14 protein-coding genes are annotated in these 15,802 nt (G+C 71.7%); 8 read left to right on the top strand and 6 right to left on the bottom strand.

The window, feature by feature from the left end:
* The first annotated feature begins 68 nt into the window (after positions 1 to 68).
* Both ABEB28_RS36605 and ABEB28_RS36600 read left to right on the top strand, forming a co-directional pair.
* Complete coding sequence (locus ABEB28_RS36605; protein ID WP_345732875.1) at positions 69 to 1,403, top strand: M20/M25/M40 family metallo-hydrolase; 1,335 nt, start codon at positions 69 to 71, stop codon at positions 1,401 to 1,403.
* A gap of 38 nt (positions 1,404 to 1,441) precedes the next feature.
* Positions 1,442 to 2,137 (top strand): hypothetical protein, encoded by a 696-nt coding sequence (locus tag ABEB28_RS36600; RefSeq protein WP_345732874.1) that lies wholly within the window; start codon positions 1,442 to 1,444, stop codon positions 2,135 to 2,137.
* 76 nt (positions 2,138 to 2,213) lie between these two features.
* Here the strand turns inward: ABEB28_RS36600 and ABEB28_RS36595 are convergent, their stop codons facing one another.
* The 3 genes from ABEB28_RS36595 to ABEB28_RS36585 all read right to left on the bottom strand — a co-directional run bounded on the left by ABEB28_RS36595 (position 2,214) and on the right by ABEB28_RS36585 (position 4,533).
* Entirely contained in the window at positions 2,214 to 3,209 is a 996-nt protein-coding gene (locus tag ABEB28_RS36595) for a M48 family metallopeptidase (RefSeq protein WP_345732873.1), read from the bottom strand.
* A 51-nt stretch (positions 3,210 to 3,260) separates the two neighbouring features.
* A complete protein-coding gene (locus ABEB28_RS36590; protein ID WP_345732872.1) occupies positions 3,261 to 3,461 on the bottom strand; it encodes a DUF5703 family protein in 201 nt (66 codons plus the stop codon).
* Between the two features lie 103 nt (positions 3,462 to 3,564).
* Complete coding sequence (locus ABEB28_RS36585) at positions 3,565 to 4,533, bottom strand: aldo/keto reductase (RefSeq protein ID WP_345732871.1); 969 nt, start codon at positions 4,531 to 4,533, stop codon at positions 3,565 to 3,567.
* A gap of 123 nt (positions 4,534 to 4,656) precedes the next feature.
* Between ABEB28_RS36585 and ABEB28_RS36580 the strand changes: the two genes are divergently transcribed.
* The 5 genes from ABEB28_RS36580 (at position 4,657) to ABEB28_RS36560 (ending at position 8,872) form a co-directional block, all read left to right on the top strand.
* The gene (locus ABEB28_RS36580) at positions 4,657 to 5,721 is read left to right on the top strand and encodes an LLM class F420-dependent oxidoreductase (protein WP_345732870.1); all 1,065 of its coding nucleotides are present in this window, start codon (positions 4,657 to 4,659) and stop codon (positions 5,719 to 5,721) included.
* Positions 5,718 to 6,554: an undecaprenyl-diphosphate phosphatase gene (locus ABEB28_RS36575; RefSeq protein WP_345732869.1), complete on the top strand. Its 837-nt coding sequence runs from the start codon at positions 5,718 to 5,720 to the stop codon at positions 6,552 to 6,554. Before ABEB28_RS36580 ends, ABEB28_RS36575 begins: the two co-directional genes overlap by 4 nt.
* A gap of 201 nt (positions 6,555 to 6,755) precedes the next feature.
* Positions 6,756 to 7,478: a histidine phosphatase family protein gene (locus ABEB28_RS36570; RefSeq protein ID WP_345732868.1), complete on the top strand. Its 723-nt coding sequence runs from the start codon at positions 6,756 to 6,758 to the stop codon at positions 7,476 to 7,478.
* A gap of 51 nt (positions 7,479 to 7,529) precedes the next feature.
* Positions 7,530 to 8,057, top strand: a complete 528-nt coding sequence (locus ABEB28_RS36565) for a DUF3090 family protein (RefSeq protein WP_345732867.1) — start codon at positions 7,530 to 7,532, stop codon at positions 8,055 to 8,057.
* Positions 8,054 to 8,872 carry an SCO1664 family protein gene (locus ABEB28_RS36560; protein WP_345732904.1) on the top strand — a complete coding sequence of 273 codons (819 nt, stop codon included), beginning with the start codon at positions 8,054 to 8,056 and terminating at the stop codon, positions 8,870 to 8,872. The genes ABEB28_RS36565 and ABEB28_RS36560 overlap by 4 nt, the downstream gene beginning before the upstream one ends.
* 229 nt (positions 8,873 to 9,101) lie before the next feature.
* Here ABEB28_RS36560 and ABEB28_RS36555 read toward each other — a convergent pair whose 3' ends face one another.
* Positions 9,102 to 10,571 (bottom strand): amidohydrolase family protein, encoded by a 1,470-nt coding sequence (locus ABEB28_RS36555; RefSeq protein ID WP_345732866.1) that lies wholly within the window; start codon positions 10,569 to 10,571, stop codon positions 9,102 to 9,104.
* Between the two features lie 276 nt (positions 10,572 to 10,847).
* On the opposite strand from ABEB28_RS36555, the gene mshC reads away from it, so the two are divergent.
* The gene (mshC, locus tag ABEB28_RS36550; protein WP_345732865.1) at positions 10,848 to 12,086 is read left to right on the top strand and encodes a cysteine--1-D-myo-inosityl 2-amino-2-deoxy-alpha-D-glucopyranoside ligase; all 1,239 of its coding nucleotides are present in this window, start codon (positions 10,848 to 10,850) and stop codon (positions 12,084 to 12,086) included.
* Between the two features lie 434 nt (positions 12,087 to 12,520).
* Here the strand turns inward: mshC and ABEB28_RS36545 are convergent, their stop codons facing one another.
* Positions 12,521 to 15,040: an FtsX-like permease family protein gene (locus ABEB28_RS36545; RefSeq protein WP_345732864.1), complete on the bottom strand. Its 2,520-nt coding sequence runs from the start codon at positions 15,038 to 15,040 to the stop codon at positions 12,521 to 12,523.
* Entirely contained in the window at positions 15,040 to 15,783 is a 744-nt protein-coding gene (locus tag ABEB28_RS36540; RefSeq protein WP_345732863.1) for an ABC transporter ATP-binding protein, read from the bottom strand. The genes ABEB28_RS36545 and ABEB28_RS36540 overlap by 1 nt, the downstream gene beginning before the upstream one ends.
* Positions 15,784 to 15,802: the final 19 nt, after the last annotated feature.

The following is a 15,802-nucleotide window of genomic DNA, read 5'->3' as shown; positions in this document are numbered from 1 at the left end:
CCGCCGTTGCGCCGCGTCACCGCCGCCTGAGCTGACCGTCGGGTCGACCGGGCTGGTATCAAGGGCGCATGAGCCCGACCGTCGCCCCGATCCCGTCCGGACCCGCCGCCGAGGACGAGGTCGTCGACCTCGCGCGGGACCTGATCCGGATCGACACCACGAACACCGGGGAGACCGCGACCAGCGCGGGGGAGCGGGCCGCGGCCGAGTACGTCGCCGCCAAGCTCGACGAGGTCGGCATCGAGGCGACGATCTACGAGAGCGAGCGCGGCCGGGCCAGCGTGCTCGCCCGGCTGGAGGGCACCGACTCCACCCGCGGCGGTCTGGTGCTGCACGGCCACCTGGACGTGGTGCCGGCGAACGCCGCCGACTGGACGGTCGACCCGTTCTCCGGCGAGATCCGGGACGGCTACCTCTGGGGTCGCGGCGCGATCGACATGAAGGACATGGACGCGATGATCCTGGCGGTCGTCCGCCAGTGGGCGCGGGAGGGCCGCCGGCCACCGCGCGACATGACGCTCGCGTTCTTCGCCGACGAGGAGGCCGGCAGCGTCCACGGTGCGCACTGGCTCGTCGACCACCACCCCGAGTGGTTCGAGGGCGCCACCGAGGCGGTCAGCGAGGTGGGCGGCTTCTCCCTCAGCGTCACCGACGACCTCCGGCTGTACCTGATCGAGACCGCCGAGAAGGGCATCGAGTGGCTGCGGCTGACGGCCCGCGGTAAGGCCGGCCACGGCTCGTTCACGCACGAGGACAACGCGATCACCGCGCTCTCCGAGGCGGTCGCCCGGATCGGACGGCACCGGTTCCCGATCACGCTGACCGACACCGTCCGGCGCTTCCTCGACGAGGCGAGCGACGCGCTCGGCATCGAGCTCGACCCGGACCAGCCGGAGCAGGTGATCGCCAAGCTCGGGCCGATCTCCCGGATCATCGGCGCGACTCTGCGCAACACCGCCAACCCGACGATGCTCGACGCCGGCTACAAGGTGAACGTCATCCCGGGGTCGGCCACCGCGGCGATCGACGGCCGGGTGCTCCCTGGGCAGGAGAAGGAGTTCCTCGCCACGATCCGTGAGCTCGCCGGGCCCGACGTCGAGGTCGAGGCGATGATGGAGCAGGTCCCGCTGGAGACCACGTTCGACGGTGAGCTCGTCGACGCGATGGCCGACGCTCTGCGCCACGAGGATCCGGGTGCGCGCCCGGTCCCGTACATGCTCTCCGGCGGTACCGATGGCAAGGCGTTGTCGCGTCTGGGCATTCGATGCTTCGGCTTCGCACCGCTCCGCCTGCCCGCTGATCTCGATTTCGCCTCGCTGTTCCACGGTGTCGACGAGCGGGTCCCCGTCGACGGCCTACGCTTCGGGGTGCGTGTGCTCGACCGATTCCTTTCTCGCAGCTGATCCATCCGTTCACCCTCCACCGTCGGGGAGCCCAGGCAATGTCTACGGAAGCTCAGATCGACGCGGCGCTGGAGGCGGTCGTCAGTGCCGCCCGGCACCATCGTGCGGCGCTGCGGGCCGGTGCGCCGGAAGAGCAGATCTGGCGTGCGTACGTCGCACTGAACAACGCGACCGTGCGGTACGACGACCTGATCAGCGAGGTGTACGACGAGGTCACGCCGTGGGACTGCGAGTACCTGGAGGCGGAGAGCGACGCACCGGAGCCCGGGCCCGACGAGCCGCCGTTGCTCCCGCCGCTGCCGGAGGTCCCCGCCACGGACGGTGGTGCGCTGATGGTCTCGGTCCGGCACCGGCGTGACTACGTGATCCCGCAGCCGACCCGGTTGCTCACGCTGGCCACCGAGGCGCGTCGGACGTCGTGGGCCGGGGTGGACGCCACGCACGCCGCCCGGCCGGTGACCGACATCGGCGAGGCGGTGAACGAGCTGGTCCAGGCCGGTGACGGCACGGTCGCGGCCCTCGACGCCTACCCGGAGGACCTGGTGCCCGGGAACGGCGTCCTCGTGGTGAACGCGGTGCGCCGGCCGCTCACGTTCGCCGACGCGCCGGCGAACGGGGGACCGGACCCGCTGCTGCTCGGCCCGGACGAGGCACAGCTCTACCGGATGGACGAGGAGATCGTCGACGAGGACACGCTCGATGAGCCGGTCGTGCCCGCCGCCAGCCTCTGGTGACAAATCTGGCCAGTTATCGACCCATCAGCCGCCGATAGGTCGATAACTGGCCAGAAAACCGCCGGGCGCGGTCGGGTCAGGGGCGGCGTAGGCGACTGAGGCCCTCGGCCACGCGCCCGCCGGCCGCCGTGACGAGCTTCGCCAGCGGATCGTTCGAGGACGCCACCGCGTCCCGGTAGGCGCCGGCTGCCGCCTTGAACTCCTCGGTGAACGAGGCCTCGGGGTCGTACGCCCGGCGCGGGTACTCCCCGGCGAGCCGGGCGGCGTACTCGTCGCTGGTCGCCCAGCGCTGCAACTCGGCTGCGCGCAGGGCGGGCAGGGGATGTGCCCGCCCGACCAGGTGCCCGAGCTTCAGGATGCTGTCCCGGATGTCGCCGGCGGCGTCGTACTCCTCCGACTGCGCGAGGAAGTCGGCCAGCTCCTCCGGGTCGGTGCCGGTGGCTCCGGCCAGCAGCGCGTGGGTGCGCAGGGCCGCCGCCGGGTCCTGTCCGCAGAGCAGACCGGCCCGGTCGCAGGAGAGCTCGGACTTGCGGTACCACTCCTCGAGTGCGAGCTGGATCGCGCGCAGGCCCCAGTAGCCGATCGGGAACCAGGCCAGGTTCACCGAGGCGTTGGTCAGGTACAGCAGGAGCGTCCGGTAGACCGCGTGCCCGGAGAGGACGTGGCCCATCTCGTGCCCGATCGTGAACCGGAGCTCGTCGGTGTCGAGCAGGTCGACCAGGCCGGTGCTGAGCACGATGAACGGCGTGTCCATGCCGATCGTCATCGCGATCGGGTCCGGGTTGCGCAGCACGAACACCTCGGGCACCGGGCCGACGTCGAGCGTCGCGGCGCACTCCAGGCGTAGGTCGTCGAGCGCGGCGAACTGGCGCGGGCCGACCCGCACCGCCGACGCGAGCAGCAACAGCCGCTCACGGCGCTCACCGAGCGCGCCGGACATCGTCCGGAGCACTGCCGGTAGGCCGGGTACCGCGCGCAGCGCGACCAGCGCACCGCGGTCGGCCGGGTGTTCGTACGCGCGTGGGCTGATTCCGGGGAATCGCCGACGTTCGGTGGAGGTCTCAACGGTCATCGGTGGTCTCCCTCGGTCGTCGGGACCACCCTAGGCGCGGACGGCAAACTCTCAGGTAGCGAGGACGGAAGACGTCGACCCGGCGGACCGGCGGCGGCGGAGCACGACCTTGCGAGTGCCGTCGGCGTAGAGCCGGACCCGTGCCAGCTCCCAGCCGCCGTACTCGGCGCGGATCGTCAGCTCCACCTGTGCGCTCATCCGATCGGTGCCGGGCGGCAACCTCAGCGGGGCGTACTCGTAGTCTGGGGGCACCTCGTCATAGTGCCTCTTTTTAGGGCCGGAGGCCCGCCAAGTGGCCCGAGTTCGAGCGAAGACCCGCGTTGTGCGCAGGGTGCGTGACTATATCGGTACAAAATCACCCGCCATCCCGCTCCGGGTACCCGAACTCCGGCGCGGAGACGTCGTCGAGCGCGCGGCGGATCTCGGCCGGCAGCGTCAGGGCTTCGGTCTGCAGTGACTGCATCAGCTGGCCGACCGTCCGTGCGCCGACCACCGGCGCGGTGACGCCCGGCCGGTCGCGGATCCAGGCCAGCGAGACCGTGAGCGGTGAGACACCCAGGCCGTCCGCGGCGGTCGCGACGGCCTCGACGACCCGGGCCGACCGATGGTCGAGGAACCGCCCCACGAACCGTTCGAAGTGCGGTGACGCCCCGCGGGAGTCGGCAGGCGTCCCGTGCCGGTACTTACCGGTGAGCACTCCGCGGCCCAGCGGTGACCAGGGCAGCAGTCCAATGCCCAGATCCAGCGCGGCGGGTACCACCTCGCGCTCCACGCCACGTTCGAGCAGCGAGTACTCCACCTGGGTGGAGATGAGCCGCGGCCGGCCGTGGGCGAGCTGCCAGGTGGCCGCCTTCGCGGTCTGCCAGCCGGTGTAGTTCGACATCCCGACGTAGCGGGCCCGTCCGGTGCTGACCGCGATGTCGACGGCGGAGAGCGTCTCCTCCAGCGGCGTGTGCGGATCCCAGGCGTGCAGCTGCCAGAGGTCGACGTGGTCGGTGCGCAGCCGCGCGAGCGAGGCGTCCAGCGCGGAGAGCAGATGACCGCGGGAGGCGTCCCGCCGCCGGAGGGCAGGCACCGCGACCGCCTTGGTGGCGATCTGCACCGCCGACCGCGGCACGACCGAACCGATCAGCTCGCCGAGGATCTCCTCAGCCCGGCCGTCCGCGTAGACGTCGGCGGTGTCGACGAGCGAGCCGCCGACGTCGGTGAATGCCTTGAGCTGCTCGGCGGCGTCGTCCGCTTCGGTGTCCCGCCCCCAGGACATCGTTCCCAACGCGAGCCGGGACACCATCAGCCCGCTGTGGCCGAGGGCACGCAGTTCCATGGCAGCGGACGCTACCGTCGCCCCGCCCCACACCGGAGCACCGACCCGCCGTTACGCTGCGCCGTGACCTCACCGGCCGCCGGGCGGGGTGGCGGAACGCTCGAGTCAGACGGGAGCAGCAGGGTGAAGCTGGGGGTGAACCTCGGGTACTGGGGCGCGGGCAACGATGCCGCGAACCTGGAGCTGGCCCGGGAAGCGGATCGTCTCGGTTGGTCGTCGGTGTGGGTGGCCGAAGCTTACGGCTCGGATGCCGCCACCGTGCTGGCCTGGGTCGCCGCCCAGACGGAGCAGATCGACGTCGGCTCGGCGATCTTCCAGATTCCCGGGCGGACGCCCGCGATGACCGCGATGACCGCGGCCACGCTCGACACGCTGTCCGGCGGCCGCTTCCGGCTCGGGCTCGGCGTCTCGGGCCCGCAGGTCTCCGAGGGCTGGCACGGGGTCCGATTCGACAAGCCGCTGGCGCGGACGCGGGAGTACGTCGACATCGTCCGGTTGGCGCTGGCGCGCCAACGCCGGGTGAAGTACGACGGCGAGCACTACCAGCTGCCGCTGCCCGACGGACCCGGCAAGGCGCTGATGCTCACGGTCCACCCGGTACGGGACTACATCCCCACCTACCTGGCCGCAGTCGGCCCGAAGAACCTGGAGCTGACCGGCGAGATCGCCGACGGCCTGCTGGCGATCTTCTTCTCCACCGACTTCGGCCCGGAGCAGCTGGAGCTGGTGCGCAAGGGCCGGGAGAAGGCCGGGAAGACGATGGAGGACTTCGACGTCGTCGCCACCGTGCCGGTCGTCGTGGGGGACGACCCGGAGCAGTGCGCCCACGCGGTCCGGGCCTACACGGCGCTGTACGTCGGCGGCATGGGCAGCCGGGACAAGAACTTCTACAACCAGCTCGCCGTCCGGATGGGCTACGCCGACGCGGCGGCCGAGGTGCAGGAGAAATACCTGCGCCGGGACTACGAGGGCGCGATGGCCGCGCTGCCGTTCGAGTTCCTCGACCGCACCGCGCTGCTCGGCCCGGTCGACCGGATCGCCTCCGGGCTCCGCGCGCTGGCCGACGCCGGCGTCACGACCGCCGCGGTCGCGGCGTTCCCCGGCCAGGAGGTCGGCCCGATCGACACGCTACGAGCCGTGGACGAGGCGCACCGCCTCGCCGGATTGGGAGACGTTCCGAGCCGGTGAACATCTTCGAAGCGATCCTCCTCGGCGCGGTCGAGGGGTTCACCGAGTTCCTGCCCATCTCCAGCACCGGCCACCTGACGATCATCGAGAAGCTGCTCGGCTACTCGATCGACGACCCGGACATCACCGCGTTCACGGTGATCATCCAGTTTGGCGCGGTGCTGGCGACGATCATCTTCCTGCGCGACACGATCTACCGGATCATCGTCGGGTTCTTCGCCGGCCTGTTCGGCAAGCGACCGAAGTCCGACCCCGACTTCCGGTTCGGCGTCGCGGTGATCGTCGGGTCGATCCCGATCATCATCGTCGGGCTGCTGTTCCAAGATGCGATCGAGACGACTCTGCGCAGCCTCTGGTTCGTCGGCAGCGCGCTGATCCTGTGGAGCGGGGTGATGTGGTTCGCCGACCGCGCGGCCACCCAGCGGCGGCACGAAGAGGACATCACCTGGAAAGACACGCTGATCATCGGCCTGGTCCAGTGCATGGCACTGATCCCGGGTATCTCCCGGTCCGGCGCGACGATGTCGGCGGGTCTGCTGCGCGACTTCGACCGGGTGACGATCACCAAGCTGTCGTTCCTGCTCTCGATCCCCGCCCTGACCGGCGCCAGCATCCTGCAGGGCGTCACCGAGTACGACCGGATCTCCAGCGGCGTCGGCTGGCCGGCCACGATCACGGCCGGTGTGGTCAGCTTCATCGTCGGCTACCTCTCGGTGTCCTGGCTGCTGAAGTTCATCGCCAAGCACAGCTACACGGTCTTCATCGTCTACCGCGTCGTGCTCGGCACGATCGTCCTGCTGCTGGTGAGCACCGGAGCCATCTCCGCGACTTAGGTCGGGTATCGAAGGCCAGCAGCCCGCCGTGGCCGAGGCCCAGACGACGACCGGCTGCGTTGTCGGTCCGTCCGGATACAACAGCGGTATCCGGACGGACCGCCGCCTGGATCACGCCCACGGCGGCCTGAACCTTCGACACACGACCTAACGGCCCGACGTACCGTTGGCGGCACTGACCCTCGATCGAAGGAACAACGCATGCCGACGCTGGTGCTGCTGCGGCACGGCCGGAGTACCGCGAACACCAGCGGGGTGCTCGCCGGGTGGACGCCGGGCGTCAACCTGGACGACCACGGCCGGAAGCAGGCCGACGCGGTCGCGGAGCGGCTTCGGCCGGTGCCGCTCGCGGCCATCGTGTCCAGCCCCCTCGACCGCTGCCAGCAGACGGTCAAGCCGTTGCTGGTCGATCGCGAGAGCGGCCCCGACGCCCCGGTGATCGACGAGCGGCTCGGCGAGTGCAAGTACGGCGACTGGACCGGCCGCAAGCTGACCGAGCTGGTCAAGGAGCCGCTCTGGAAGGTCGTCCAGCAGCACCCGTCGGCCGCGGTGTTCCCCGGACCGGAGGGCGAAGGCCTGGCGGCCACCCAGTCCCGGGCCGTCGCCGCCGTCCGCGAGTGGAACGCGCGGGTCGAGGCGTCGCACGGTCCGGACGCGGTCTGGCTGGCCTGCAGCCACGGTGACGTGATCAAGGCCATCCTCGCCGACGCCTACGGCATGCACCTCGACCTGTTCCAGCGGATCGTCGTCGACCCGTGCTCGGTGAGCGTCATCCGGTACGCCGAGACCCGGCCGTTCGTGGTGCGGGTGAACGACATCGGCGGCGAACTGACCGGCCTTCTGCCGCCCCCGAAATCGACCGGTGACGAAGACCGGACGAGCGATTCGGACGCCGTCGTCGGCGGCGGTGCAGGGGCGGTCTGACCGGGGGACCTCGTAGAGGCGACCCGAGCCCGGACCGCGTAGGGTCGAGGCATGGCAGGTCAGGTCTACGCGTTCGAACGCCCAGAGAGGTTCGTCGCCGGAACGGTCGGGGAACCCGGCGACCGTACGTTCTACCTGCAGGCCACCGATGAGAGCCGCACCGTCAGCGTCGTGCTCGAGAAGACTCAGGTGGCGCTGCTGGCAGAGCGGCTCGTCGAGCTCCTCGACGAGGCCCAGCGTCGGCTCGGTGCCGACACCGGGAACGATCCCGACGACGTCGACACCGCGCCGCTCACCGCGCCGGTCGAAGAGGAGTTCCGGGTCGGCACGCTCTCGCTCGCCTGGGACGCCGAGTCGTCCACGGTCATCGTCGAGGCGACCGCCCAGTCGGAGGACGAAGAGGCGCCGGAGGAGGAGCTCGACAGCCTCCGCGTGCGGCTCACCGCCACCGAAACCCGGGCCTTCGTGGCCCGCGCCGTGCGGGTAGTCGCGGCCGGACGTCCGCCGTGCCCGCTGTGCGGGCTGCCGCTGGAGTCCGGCGGGCACGTCTGCCCCCGTCAGAACGGATACCGGCGCTGAGCGCAGCGGAGCAGCCACCGGAACTCGACCCGGCCGACGCGCTCACCCTGCTGGCGACGGGTGAGCTCCAGATCGAAGGGCGGCTGGTCGACGCCAGCAACGCGACGCTGCTCGCGGCGGTCAGCGCGAACGGCATCACCGCCGCCTGCGTGTACAAGCCGGTCCGCGGCGAACGTCCGCTCTGGGACTTCCCGGACGGGACGCTCGCCGGCCGCGAGGTGTCGACGTACCTGCTCGACCAGACGCTCGGCTGGGACCTGGTGCCGCCCACACTGCTCCGGGACGGACCGTTCGGGCCCGGGATGTGCCAGCTGTGGATCGAGTCCGAGTCGGTGGACGAGCTGGTCGACCTGATGCCGCGCGAGCGGGTGCCGAAGGGCTGGTTCCCGGTGTTCGGCGGAGTCGACGGAGGCGGGCGGGACGTCGTCGTCGCGCACGCCGACGACACGCGGCTGCGGCGGCTGGCCGTGCTCGACTCGGTGGCGAACAACGCCGACCGCAAGGGTGGCCACTTGCTGCTGACCGCGAAGGGTCACCTGTACGGCGTCGACCACGGGCTCTGCTTCCACGAGGAGCCGAAGCTCCGGACGCTGCTCTGGGGCTGGGGCGGGGAGCCGCTCGAAGCCGAGGAGATCGAAGCGCTGACCCGGCTCCGCGCCGAGCTCGAGAGCGGACCGCTCCGCGAGGCGCTGGAGGACCACCTGACCGACGCCGAGGTGCGGGCGACGGTCGCGCGCGTCGACCGCATGCTGCGTACCGGCCGCTTTCCCCGCCCCGCCGGATCTCGCCACACAGTCCCCTGGCCCCCCTTTTAGGTGTGGGCGGCCGCCCAGAACGACGCTGACAGGCGAGCGCGAGGCCTTGAGACCGCCGCAAGGTCGAGCCCAGCGGAAGCTGCCTCGCGCGGCGCCTGACAACGGCGGATCAGTGGTTCACTGCGGTCTCGCGCTCGACAGTCAGCGCCGTCCTGGACGGGCTCCAGGTTCGAACCTTGCACCTGCGGCGCTCGTCCTGGGCGGGCTCCAGGTCAAAGCATGCGGGTGCTCAGGCTTCGTGGGTCGAGGCGCTGCGGTATTGGGTGTAGGTGTACGGGTTGTCGAGGATCTTGGTCTCCGGGACGTCGGGGTTCATTCCCGCCGCCCAGGCCTCCTCGCCGAGCTGACCCTGTAGGTACTCGACGGTCTCGGTGATCGCCCGGCGTGCCGTCTCCAGGTCGATCCCGAGCAGCTTGCCGTCGTGCTTCACGGCCCGGCCGTCCACCAGCACCGTGTGCACGTCGGCGCGCTGCGCCTGGAAGGCGACGTGCCCGTAGGGGTTGAGCACCGGGAACATCACCGGTGACGCGTCGTTCTTGATCAGCACGACGTCGGCCTTGAGGCCCGGCGCCAGGCGACCGACCAGGTGGTCGATCCCCAGCGCGGCCGCGCCGCCCCGCGTCGCCCACTCGACGACCTGGTCGGCGCGCAGGTGCGAGTGCGTCACGGTCTCGCCGGCCCGGTGCGCCTCCAGGTGCTCGCGCGACCGGTCGGCGCCGAGCGTCGCCCGCATGGCTGAGAACAGGTCGCCGCTCCACCACACGCTGGTGTCCATCGACAGCGAGACCGGAATACCGTGCTTGCGCAGCGCCCAGGTGGGCGGGTAGCCCTGACCGCAGCTCTGCTCGCTCTCGGTGGAGACCGACACCGAGCCGCCGGTGGCCGCGATCCGCTGGTACGAGTCGTCGTTCAGCGTCGCGGCGTGCACGTAGACGGTGCCGGGCGTCATGAAGCCGTTTTCGTACATCAGGCGGATGCCGTCGTCGTTGGTCGCGCCCCAGACCCCGGCGTGCGTGGTGACGTTCGCGCCGAGCTCGCGGGCGACCTCGAACGCCGCCTTCTCCGGGAACGCCGGGTCGCCGGTCACGTCGAACGCCAGCTGGAAGCCGAGCATGTCGCCGCGGTGCATCCGGCGCTCGACGAAGTCCCGGAACTCGGGCGTCGCGGTCCACTCCCACGCGCCGGCCTGGATGTTGCCGTAGGCGAAAACGAACCGGCCGGGGACCGCCTCCAGAGCGTCGACCGCGGCGTCGGCGTGCTGCGTGGTGTGGTTGTTGTGCGACCAGTCCACGGTCGTGGTGACGCCGGCGTCGATCGCCTCGATCGCCGAGAGCAGGTTGCCCGCGTAGATGTCCTGCGGCCGGAACGTCTTGCCGTGCTGCAGGTAGTAGAAGACGAAGTACTGGGTGAGCGTCCAGTCGGCGCCGTAGCCGCGCATCGCGGTCTGCCACATGTGCCGGTGCGTGTCGACCATGCCGGGCAGCACGATGCCGCCGATCGCGTCGATCTCCACGGTGCCGTCCGGGACGGCGAGCTCCGGCCCGATCGCTTCGATCCGCTCGCCGACGATCAGGACGTCGGTGTCGCGGAGGACCGATCGGGGGCCGCTGTTCGGTGCGTCGGTCATCGGCAGGACGGTGCCGCCGCGCAGCACGATCGGGCGGCCGGACCGGAGCTGGTCGGAGATCTGATCGCTCATGAGTACTCGACTCCTTCGTCGTGTCCCGACTGCGCGGAAATGCCGGACGTCTGTCCGTACAGCGATCGCGCCTACGCTGGGGCAACGATCGTGCGACCGGCGTGTGCTGTCAACCCCCGGGGCGGTGCTGCGGCAGCTCGTAGCCGGGTGGACGGCTTGAGCGGACGGATGTCCGTAAAGCGGACGGCGAGTGTGTGGCACGCAGCGGGCACGGGACGCCGCCCGCCGGGCAGGACACTCGTTCGAAACCGACAGGAGGGCGGATACGCTCGGGATATGCAGAGCTGGCCGCGCCCCGATGTGCCCCTTCTCCCCGGAACCGGCATCCCGCTGCGGCTGTACGACTCGGCCACCCGTGAGGTCCGGCCGACCGCACCGGGGCCGACCGCCCGGATGTACGTCTGCGGCATCACCCCGTACGACGCCACCCACCTCGGCCACGCCGCCACGTATCTCACGTTCGACCTGGTGAACCGGGTCTGGCGGGACGGCGGGCACGACGTGGACTACGTCCAGAACGTGACCGACGTCGACGACCCGCTGTTCGAGCGCGCCAACCGGGACGGCGAGGACTGGATCGTCCTCGGCATGCGGGAGACCGCGCTGTTCCGCGAGGACATGACCGCGCTGCGGGTGCTCCCGCCGGCGCACTACGTCGGCGTCGTCGAAGCCGTCGAGGAGATCGCCGAGCTGGTCGAGAAGCTCGTCTCGATCGGCGTCGCCTACCGGATCGAAGACGGATCGGGCGACGTCTACCAGGACATCCACGGCGCCGGCCGGTTCGGGTACGAGTCCGGCTACGACGCGGAGACGATGGCGCGCTTCTTCGCCGAGCGCGGGGGAGACCCCGACCGGCCGGGCAAGCGCGACCCACTCGACCCGCTGCTCTGGCGCGGCGCCCGGGAGGGCGAGCCGAGCTGGCCGTCGCCGGTCGGGCCCGGACGCCCGGGCTGGCACGTGGAGTGCGCGGCGATCGCCGTCAACCGCCTCGGCATGGGCATCGACGTCCAGGGCGGCGGCTCGGACCTGATCTTCCCGCACCACGAGATGTCCGCCCTGCACGCCGAGGCCGCCGCCGACCAGTGGCCGTTCGCGCGGCACTACGTCCACGCGGGGATGATCGGGCTGGACGGCGAGAAGATGTCGAAGTCGCGCGGCAACCTGGTGTTCGTCTCCCGGCTGCGCGGTGACCGCGTGGATCCGATGGCGATCCGGCTGGCGCTGCTCTCCGGTCACTACCGCACCGATCGATCGTGGACGCCCGCGGTGCTGGAGGAGGCGCAAGCGCGCCTCGCTCGCTGGCGGGACGCGACCGCGCTCGCCGCCGGTCCGTCCGCCGTGGAGCTGCTGGCGCGGGTCCGGGAACGACTCGCGGACGACCTGGACAGCCCGGCCGCGGTGCAGGCCGTCGACCGCTGGGCGGACGAGGCGCTGTCCGGCGGCGCGCAGTCCGACCCGTCCGCCCCGGCCCTGGTGCGCAGCACCGTCGACGCCCTGCTCGGTATCGCGCTCTGACGGGCGTCGTGTTCTGACGGGCGTCGCGCGTCGTTGGCTCTTCGCGCTGGCCGTGCTGTGCGCCGGCCCCCCGCGCGGTGCGGCGCAGGTGTCCTGCACGGATCGACGCGAAGTGGTGACACACGCTGTCGAGGGGGTGGTTGTCGCCGTTTCCGGGTCCCCCCGAGATGGTTGTCGACCATTCCGTGCCATGGCACGGAATGGTCGACAACCATCTCGGGGGGNATTCCGTGCCATGGCACGGAATGCACGCCAACCACTCGGTGCGCCACCCGGAATGCGCGCCAACCACGGGTGCGCCAGCCGCAAAGGGCGCCAACCACTGGGTGCGCCACCCGGAAAGCGCGCCAACCACTGTGTGCGCCACCCCCAAAGGGCGGTGCTCCGCCCGGACGGCGCGCCAACCATTAGCGGCGGTCGTCCGGGCGGAACCCTCAGGCCGCGGCGAGGGCCGCCACGGGAGCCGTCTTGGACGCCCGGCGGGCGGGCGGTAGCGCCGCCGCGACGCCGACCAGCGCGGCCCCCACCAGCACCAGCAGGATCCGTCCCGCCGGAACCGCGATCAGGAAGTCCTCGTCGACGCCGAACGCCGCGTACGACCCCGCGATCCCGAGCGCGATGCCGAGCACCGACCCGATGACGGCCGCGAGCAACGCCATGATCGCGCCCTCCAGCGTCAACGTCGCGTAGAGCTGGCGCCGGGTCAGCCCCAGTGCCCGCAGCACCGCGATCTCCCGCCGCCGCTCGAGCACCGACAGCGTCAGCGTGATCATCACGCCGAGGATCGCGACCAGGATCGCCATCCCGACCAGGAGTCCGCCGGCCGCGAGCAACTGGTCGATCGTGGAGGTGATCTCCGCCCGCCCTCGGGCGATGTCGTCGACGTCGACGTCCGGCAGCGTGGCGACCGTGGCATCGATCGCGCTGCGCGCCGCTGCCGCGTCGACCCCCGACTGCGACCAGAGCAGGAACCCGGTCGGGTCACCGGGCCCGTAGAGCCGCGCGAAGTCCGCCGTGCTGACCGTCATCGCGCCGAACGGCGACTCGAACCCCCCGCTGACCACCGCGGCCACCCGGAGCGACGCGCCGTCCACCCGCACGGTCTCGCCTGCCCGGACGTCCCCCAATTCCTCGGCGGCCGCGGTCGTCAGGACGACCGAACCGGTCCCGAAGTCCTCGAGTTCGCCGGACACGGCGAACTTCTGCGACAGGTGCGCACGCAGCTGGTCCGGGTCGACCGCCGCGATCCCGACGCCGAGCGTGCCGCGCGGCGCGACGATCCGGTCGACGGTCCGCTCCCGGATCGGAACGGGATCCGCCAACTCGGGCGCGCGGCCCAGGCGGTCGGCGAGCCCGGACGGCAACGGCGCGTACTCGGAGCCGTCGGCGGCCGGAGCCACGCTGGAGAGGCGGAAGTCGGCGTGGTAACCGCCGGTGAGCTGCTCGGTCGCGGTTCGCTGCAGCGACGCCGCGCCGACCAGCAGGACGGTGACCAGCCCGATGCCGATCGTCAGCGCGTTGGTCACGGCGGCGGTCCGTCGCGGGTGCCGCGCGCCGTTCGCCGCGGCCAGGTGCCCCGCGGCTCCGGCCAGGCGACCGGGCCATCCGACGATTCGGACGAGCGGGCCGACCACGACCGGGCCGAGCGCCAGCAGCGCGAGCATCACCAGGAAGCCGCCGCCGATGCCGGGCCAGGGATCGTGCTCCACGGCCGCGTACCAGGCGAGCCCGCCCCCAGCCGCGAGCAGCAGCGTCCCGACGCCGGCCCGGAGCCACCCGACCCTGCGGTCCTCGACCAGCTCGCCCTGGTCGGTCAGCGCCCGGACCGGAGCGACCCGGGTCGCTGCCCGCGCAGGCAGCACCGCCGCCAGCACCGAGACCACGACGCCGACCAGCAGCGCGACCACCGCGGCGGCCGCGGAGAACTCGACGCTCAGCCCGTCGGGCGCCTGGCCGGCGACCATGCCGAGGCCCAGCGCGGCGAGCATCGCCAAGCCTTGCCCGGCGACGTAACCGAGGACCGCGGCGAGGACGCCGACCAGCACGGCCTCGACGATCACCGCGCGGAACACCTGTCCGCGCCCGGCGCCCACGCAGCGCACCAGCGCGACTTCGCGTCGACGCTGCGCCAGCACGATCCCGAACGAGTTGTACGCGACCGCCAGCGCCACCGCGACGGCGACCCAGGAGAACAGCTTGAGGCCGCGGATGATGTCGGTGATCGACCCACCGAGCACGTTGGAGGCCAGTTCGTCGGCGTACTCGGCGCCGGAGATGACGGACGCGCGACCGCCCAGCGCGGTGCCCACCGCGTCGGGCGTGACCGAGCCGGCGACGTCCAGCGCCGTCCAGCCCCGGCTGTCGGAGGTCTGGAGCATCGCCGCGTAGTCGGCCGGGAGCAGGCCGACGCCGCCCTCGTCGTTGTTCGGTTCGACGACGCCGGTGATCGTGAACGGATGCTCGCCGCGGGCGGTGTCCAGGACGGTGACGCGGGCACCCGGTTGCCAGTCCTGCGCCTCGGCGACGTCCTGCCCGACCACCAACTCGCCGGGCGCGGCCGGGAAGCGGCCACGCAGCAGTTCGTGGTCGGTGAGGTCGGGGATCACCGGTGCGACGAACGCCGTCAGCGTCGGCACGCCGGGCAGCCGGACGACGCGGCCGTCGGTCCGGACGAGCGTGACCGTCGCGAACTCCATCCGGGGCTGGACAGCCTCCACCCCCGGCAGCTCGCCGAGCGTCCGGACGTCCGCGTCGGTCAGCAGTGCCTCGATCGGCGTCACGTGCGCCGCGACGTGCGCGGCCTGCGCCGCGGTCTCCCGGTACACGGCGGCACGGATCGCGTCGCCGAGCGTGAACGCGCTGGCCAGGAACGCCACCGCGGCGGCGACGGCGAGCGAGAGCAGGAGCAGCGAACCGAACTGGTGCCGCACCCGGCTGAGGGCGACGCGCAGCATCAGGCGGCCCGCGTCTCGAGCCGGCCGACCCGGTCCAGGACCACGTCGGGCGTCGGCTGGGTCACCTCGTCGACGATCCGGCCGTCGGCGAGGAACACGACCCGGTCGGCGTAGCTCGCCGCGCGCGGATCGTGCGTCACCATCACCACGGTCTGGCCCAGCTCGCGAACGCTGGCGCGCAGCAGGCTGAGCACCTCGGCGCCGGCCCGGGAGTCCAGGTTCCCGGTCGGTTCGTCGGCGAAGATCACCCGCGGCCGGGTGATCAGCGCACGGGCGCACGCGACCCGCTGCTGCTGACCGCCGGAGAGCTGCGCGGGACGGTGGTGCATCCGGTCGGCGAGGCCGAGCAGGTCGATCACCCGGTCCAGCCACGCCTGGTCCGGACGGCGCCCGGCCAGCCGCAGCGGAAGCAGGATGTTGTCCGCCGCGGACAGCGTCGGCAACAGGTTGAACGACTGGAAGACGAACCCGACCGCGTCCCGGCGCAGGCGGGTCAGGCGTCCGTCGGAGAGTCCGCCGAGTTCGCTATCCCCGATGCGGACCCGGCCGGAGCTTGCGGTGTCCAGACCGGCGAGGCAGTGCAGCAGCGTCGACTTGCCCGAGCCGGACGGCCCCATGATCGCGAGGAACTCTCCGGACGGCACGACCAGCGAGACGCCGCGCAGCGCGGCGACCCGGGTGTCGCCGGTGCCGTAGGTCTTCGTCAGCTCGGTCGCGGTCACCGCGGTGGGGGGTGTAGTCATGCCGATGACGGTAGAAATC

This window comes from Cryptosporangium minutisporangium, assembly GCF_039536245.1.
Taxonomy (GTDB): domain Bacteria; phylum Actinomycetota; class Actinomycetes; order Mycobacteriales; family Cryptosporangiaceae; genus Cryptosporangium; species Cryptosporangium minutisporangium.
This window is presented reverse-complemented; position numbering and strand designations above follow the sequence as displayed.

Bases quoted from the DNA above. Each gene is read 5' to 3' on its own strand.
- ABEB28_RS36605 (WP_345732875.1), top strand. From the start codon at position 69: ATGAGCCCGACCGTCGCCCCGATCCCGTCCGGACCCGCCGCCGAGGAC.
- ABEB28_RS36600 (WP_345732874.1), top strand. From the start codon at position 1,442: ATGTCTACGGAAGCTCAGATCGACGCGGCGCTGGAGGCGGTCGTCAGT.
- ABEB28_RS36595 (WP_345732873.1), bottom strand. From the start codon at position 3,209: ATGACCGTTGAGACCTCCACCGAACGTCGGCGATTCCCCGGAATCAGC.
- ABEB28_RS36585 (WP_345732871.1), bottom strand. From the start codon at position 4,533: ATGGAACTGCGTGCCCTCGGCCACAGCGGGCTGATGGTGTCCCGGCTC.
- ABEB28_RS36570 (WP_345732868.1), top strand. From the start codon at position 6,756: ATGCCGACGCTGGTGCTGCTGCGGCACGGCCGGAGTACCGCGAACACC.
- ABEB28_RS36565 (WP_345732867.1), top strand. From the start codon at position 7,530: ATGGCAGGTCAGGTCTACGCGTTCGAACGCCCAGAGAGGTTCGTCGCC.
- ABEB28_RS36555 (WP_345732866.1), bottom strand. From the start codon at position 10,571: ATGAGCGATCAGATCTCCGACCAGCTCCGGTCCGGCCGCCCGATCGTG.
- mshC (WP_345732865.1), top strand. From the start codon at position 10,848: ATGCAGAGCTGGCCGCGCCCCGATGTGCCCCTTCTCCCCGGAACCGGC.
- ABEB28_RS36545 (WP_345732864.1), bottom strand. From the start codon at position 15,040: ATGCTGCGCGTCGCCCTCAGCCGGGTGCGGCACCAGTTCGGTTCGCTG.
- ABEB28_RS36540 (WP_345732863.1), bottom strand. From the start codon at position 15,783: ATGACTACACCCCCCACCGCGGTGACCGCGACCGAGCTGACGAAGACC.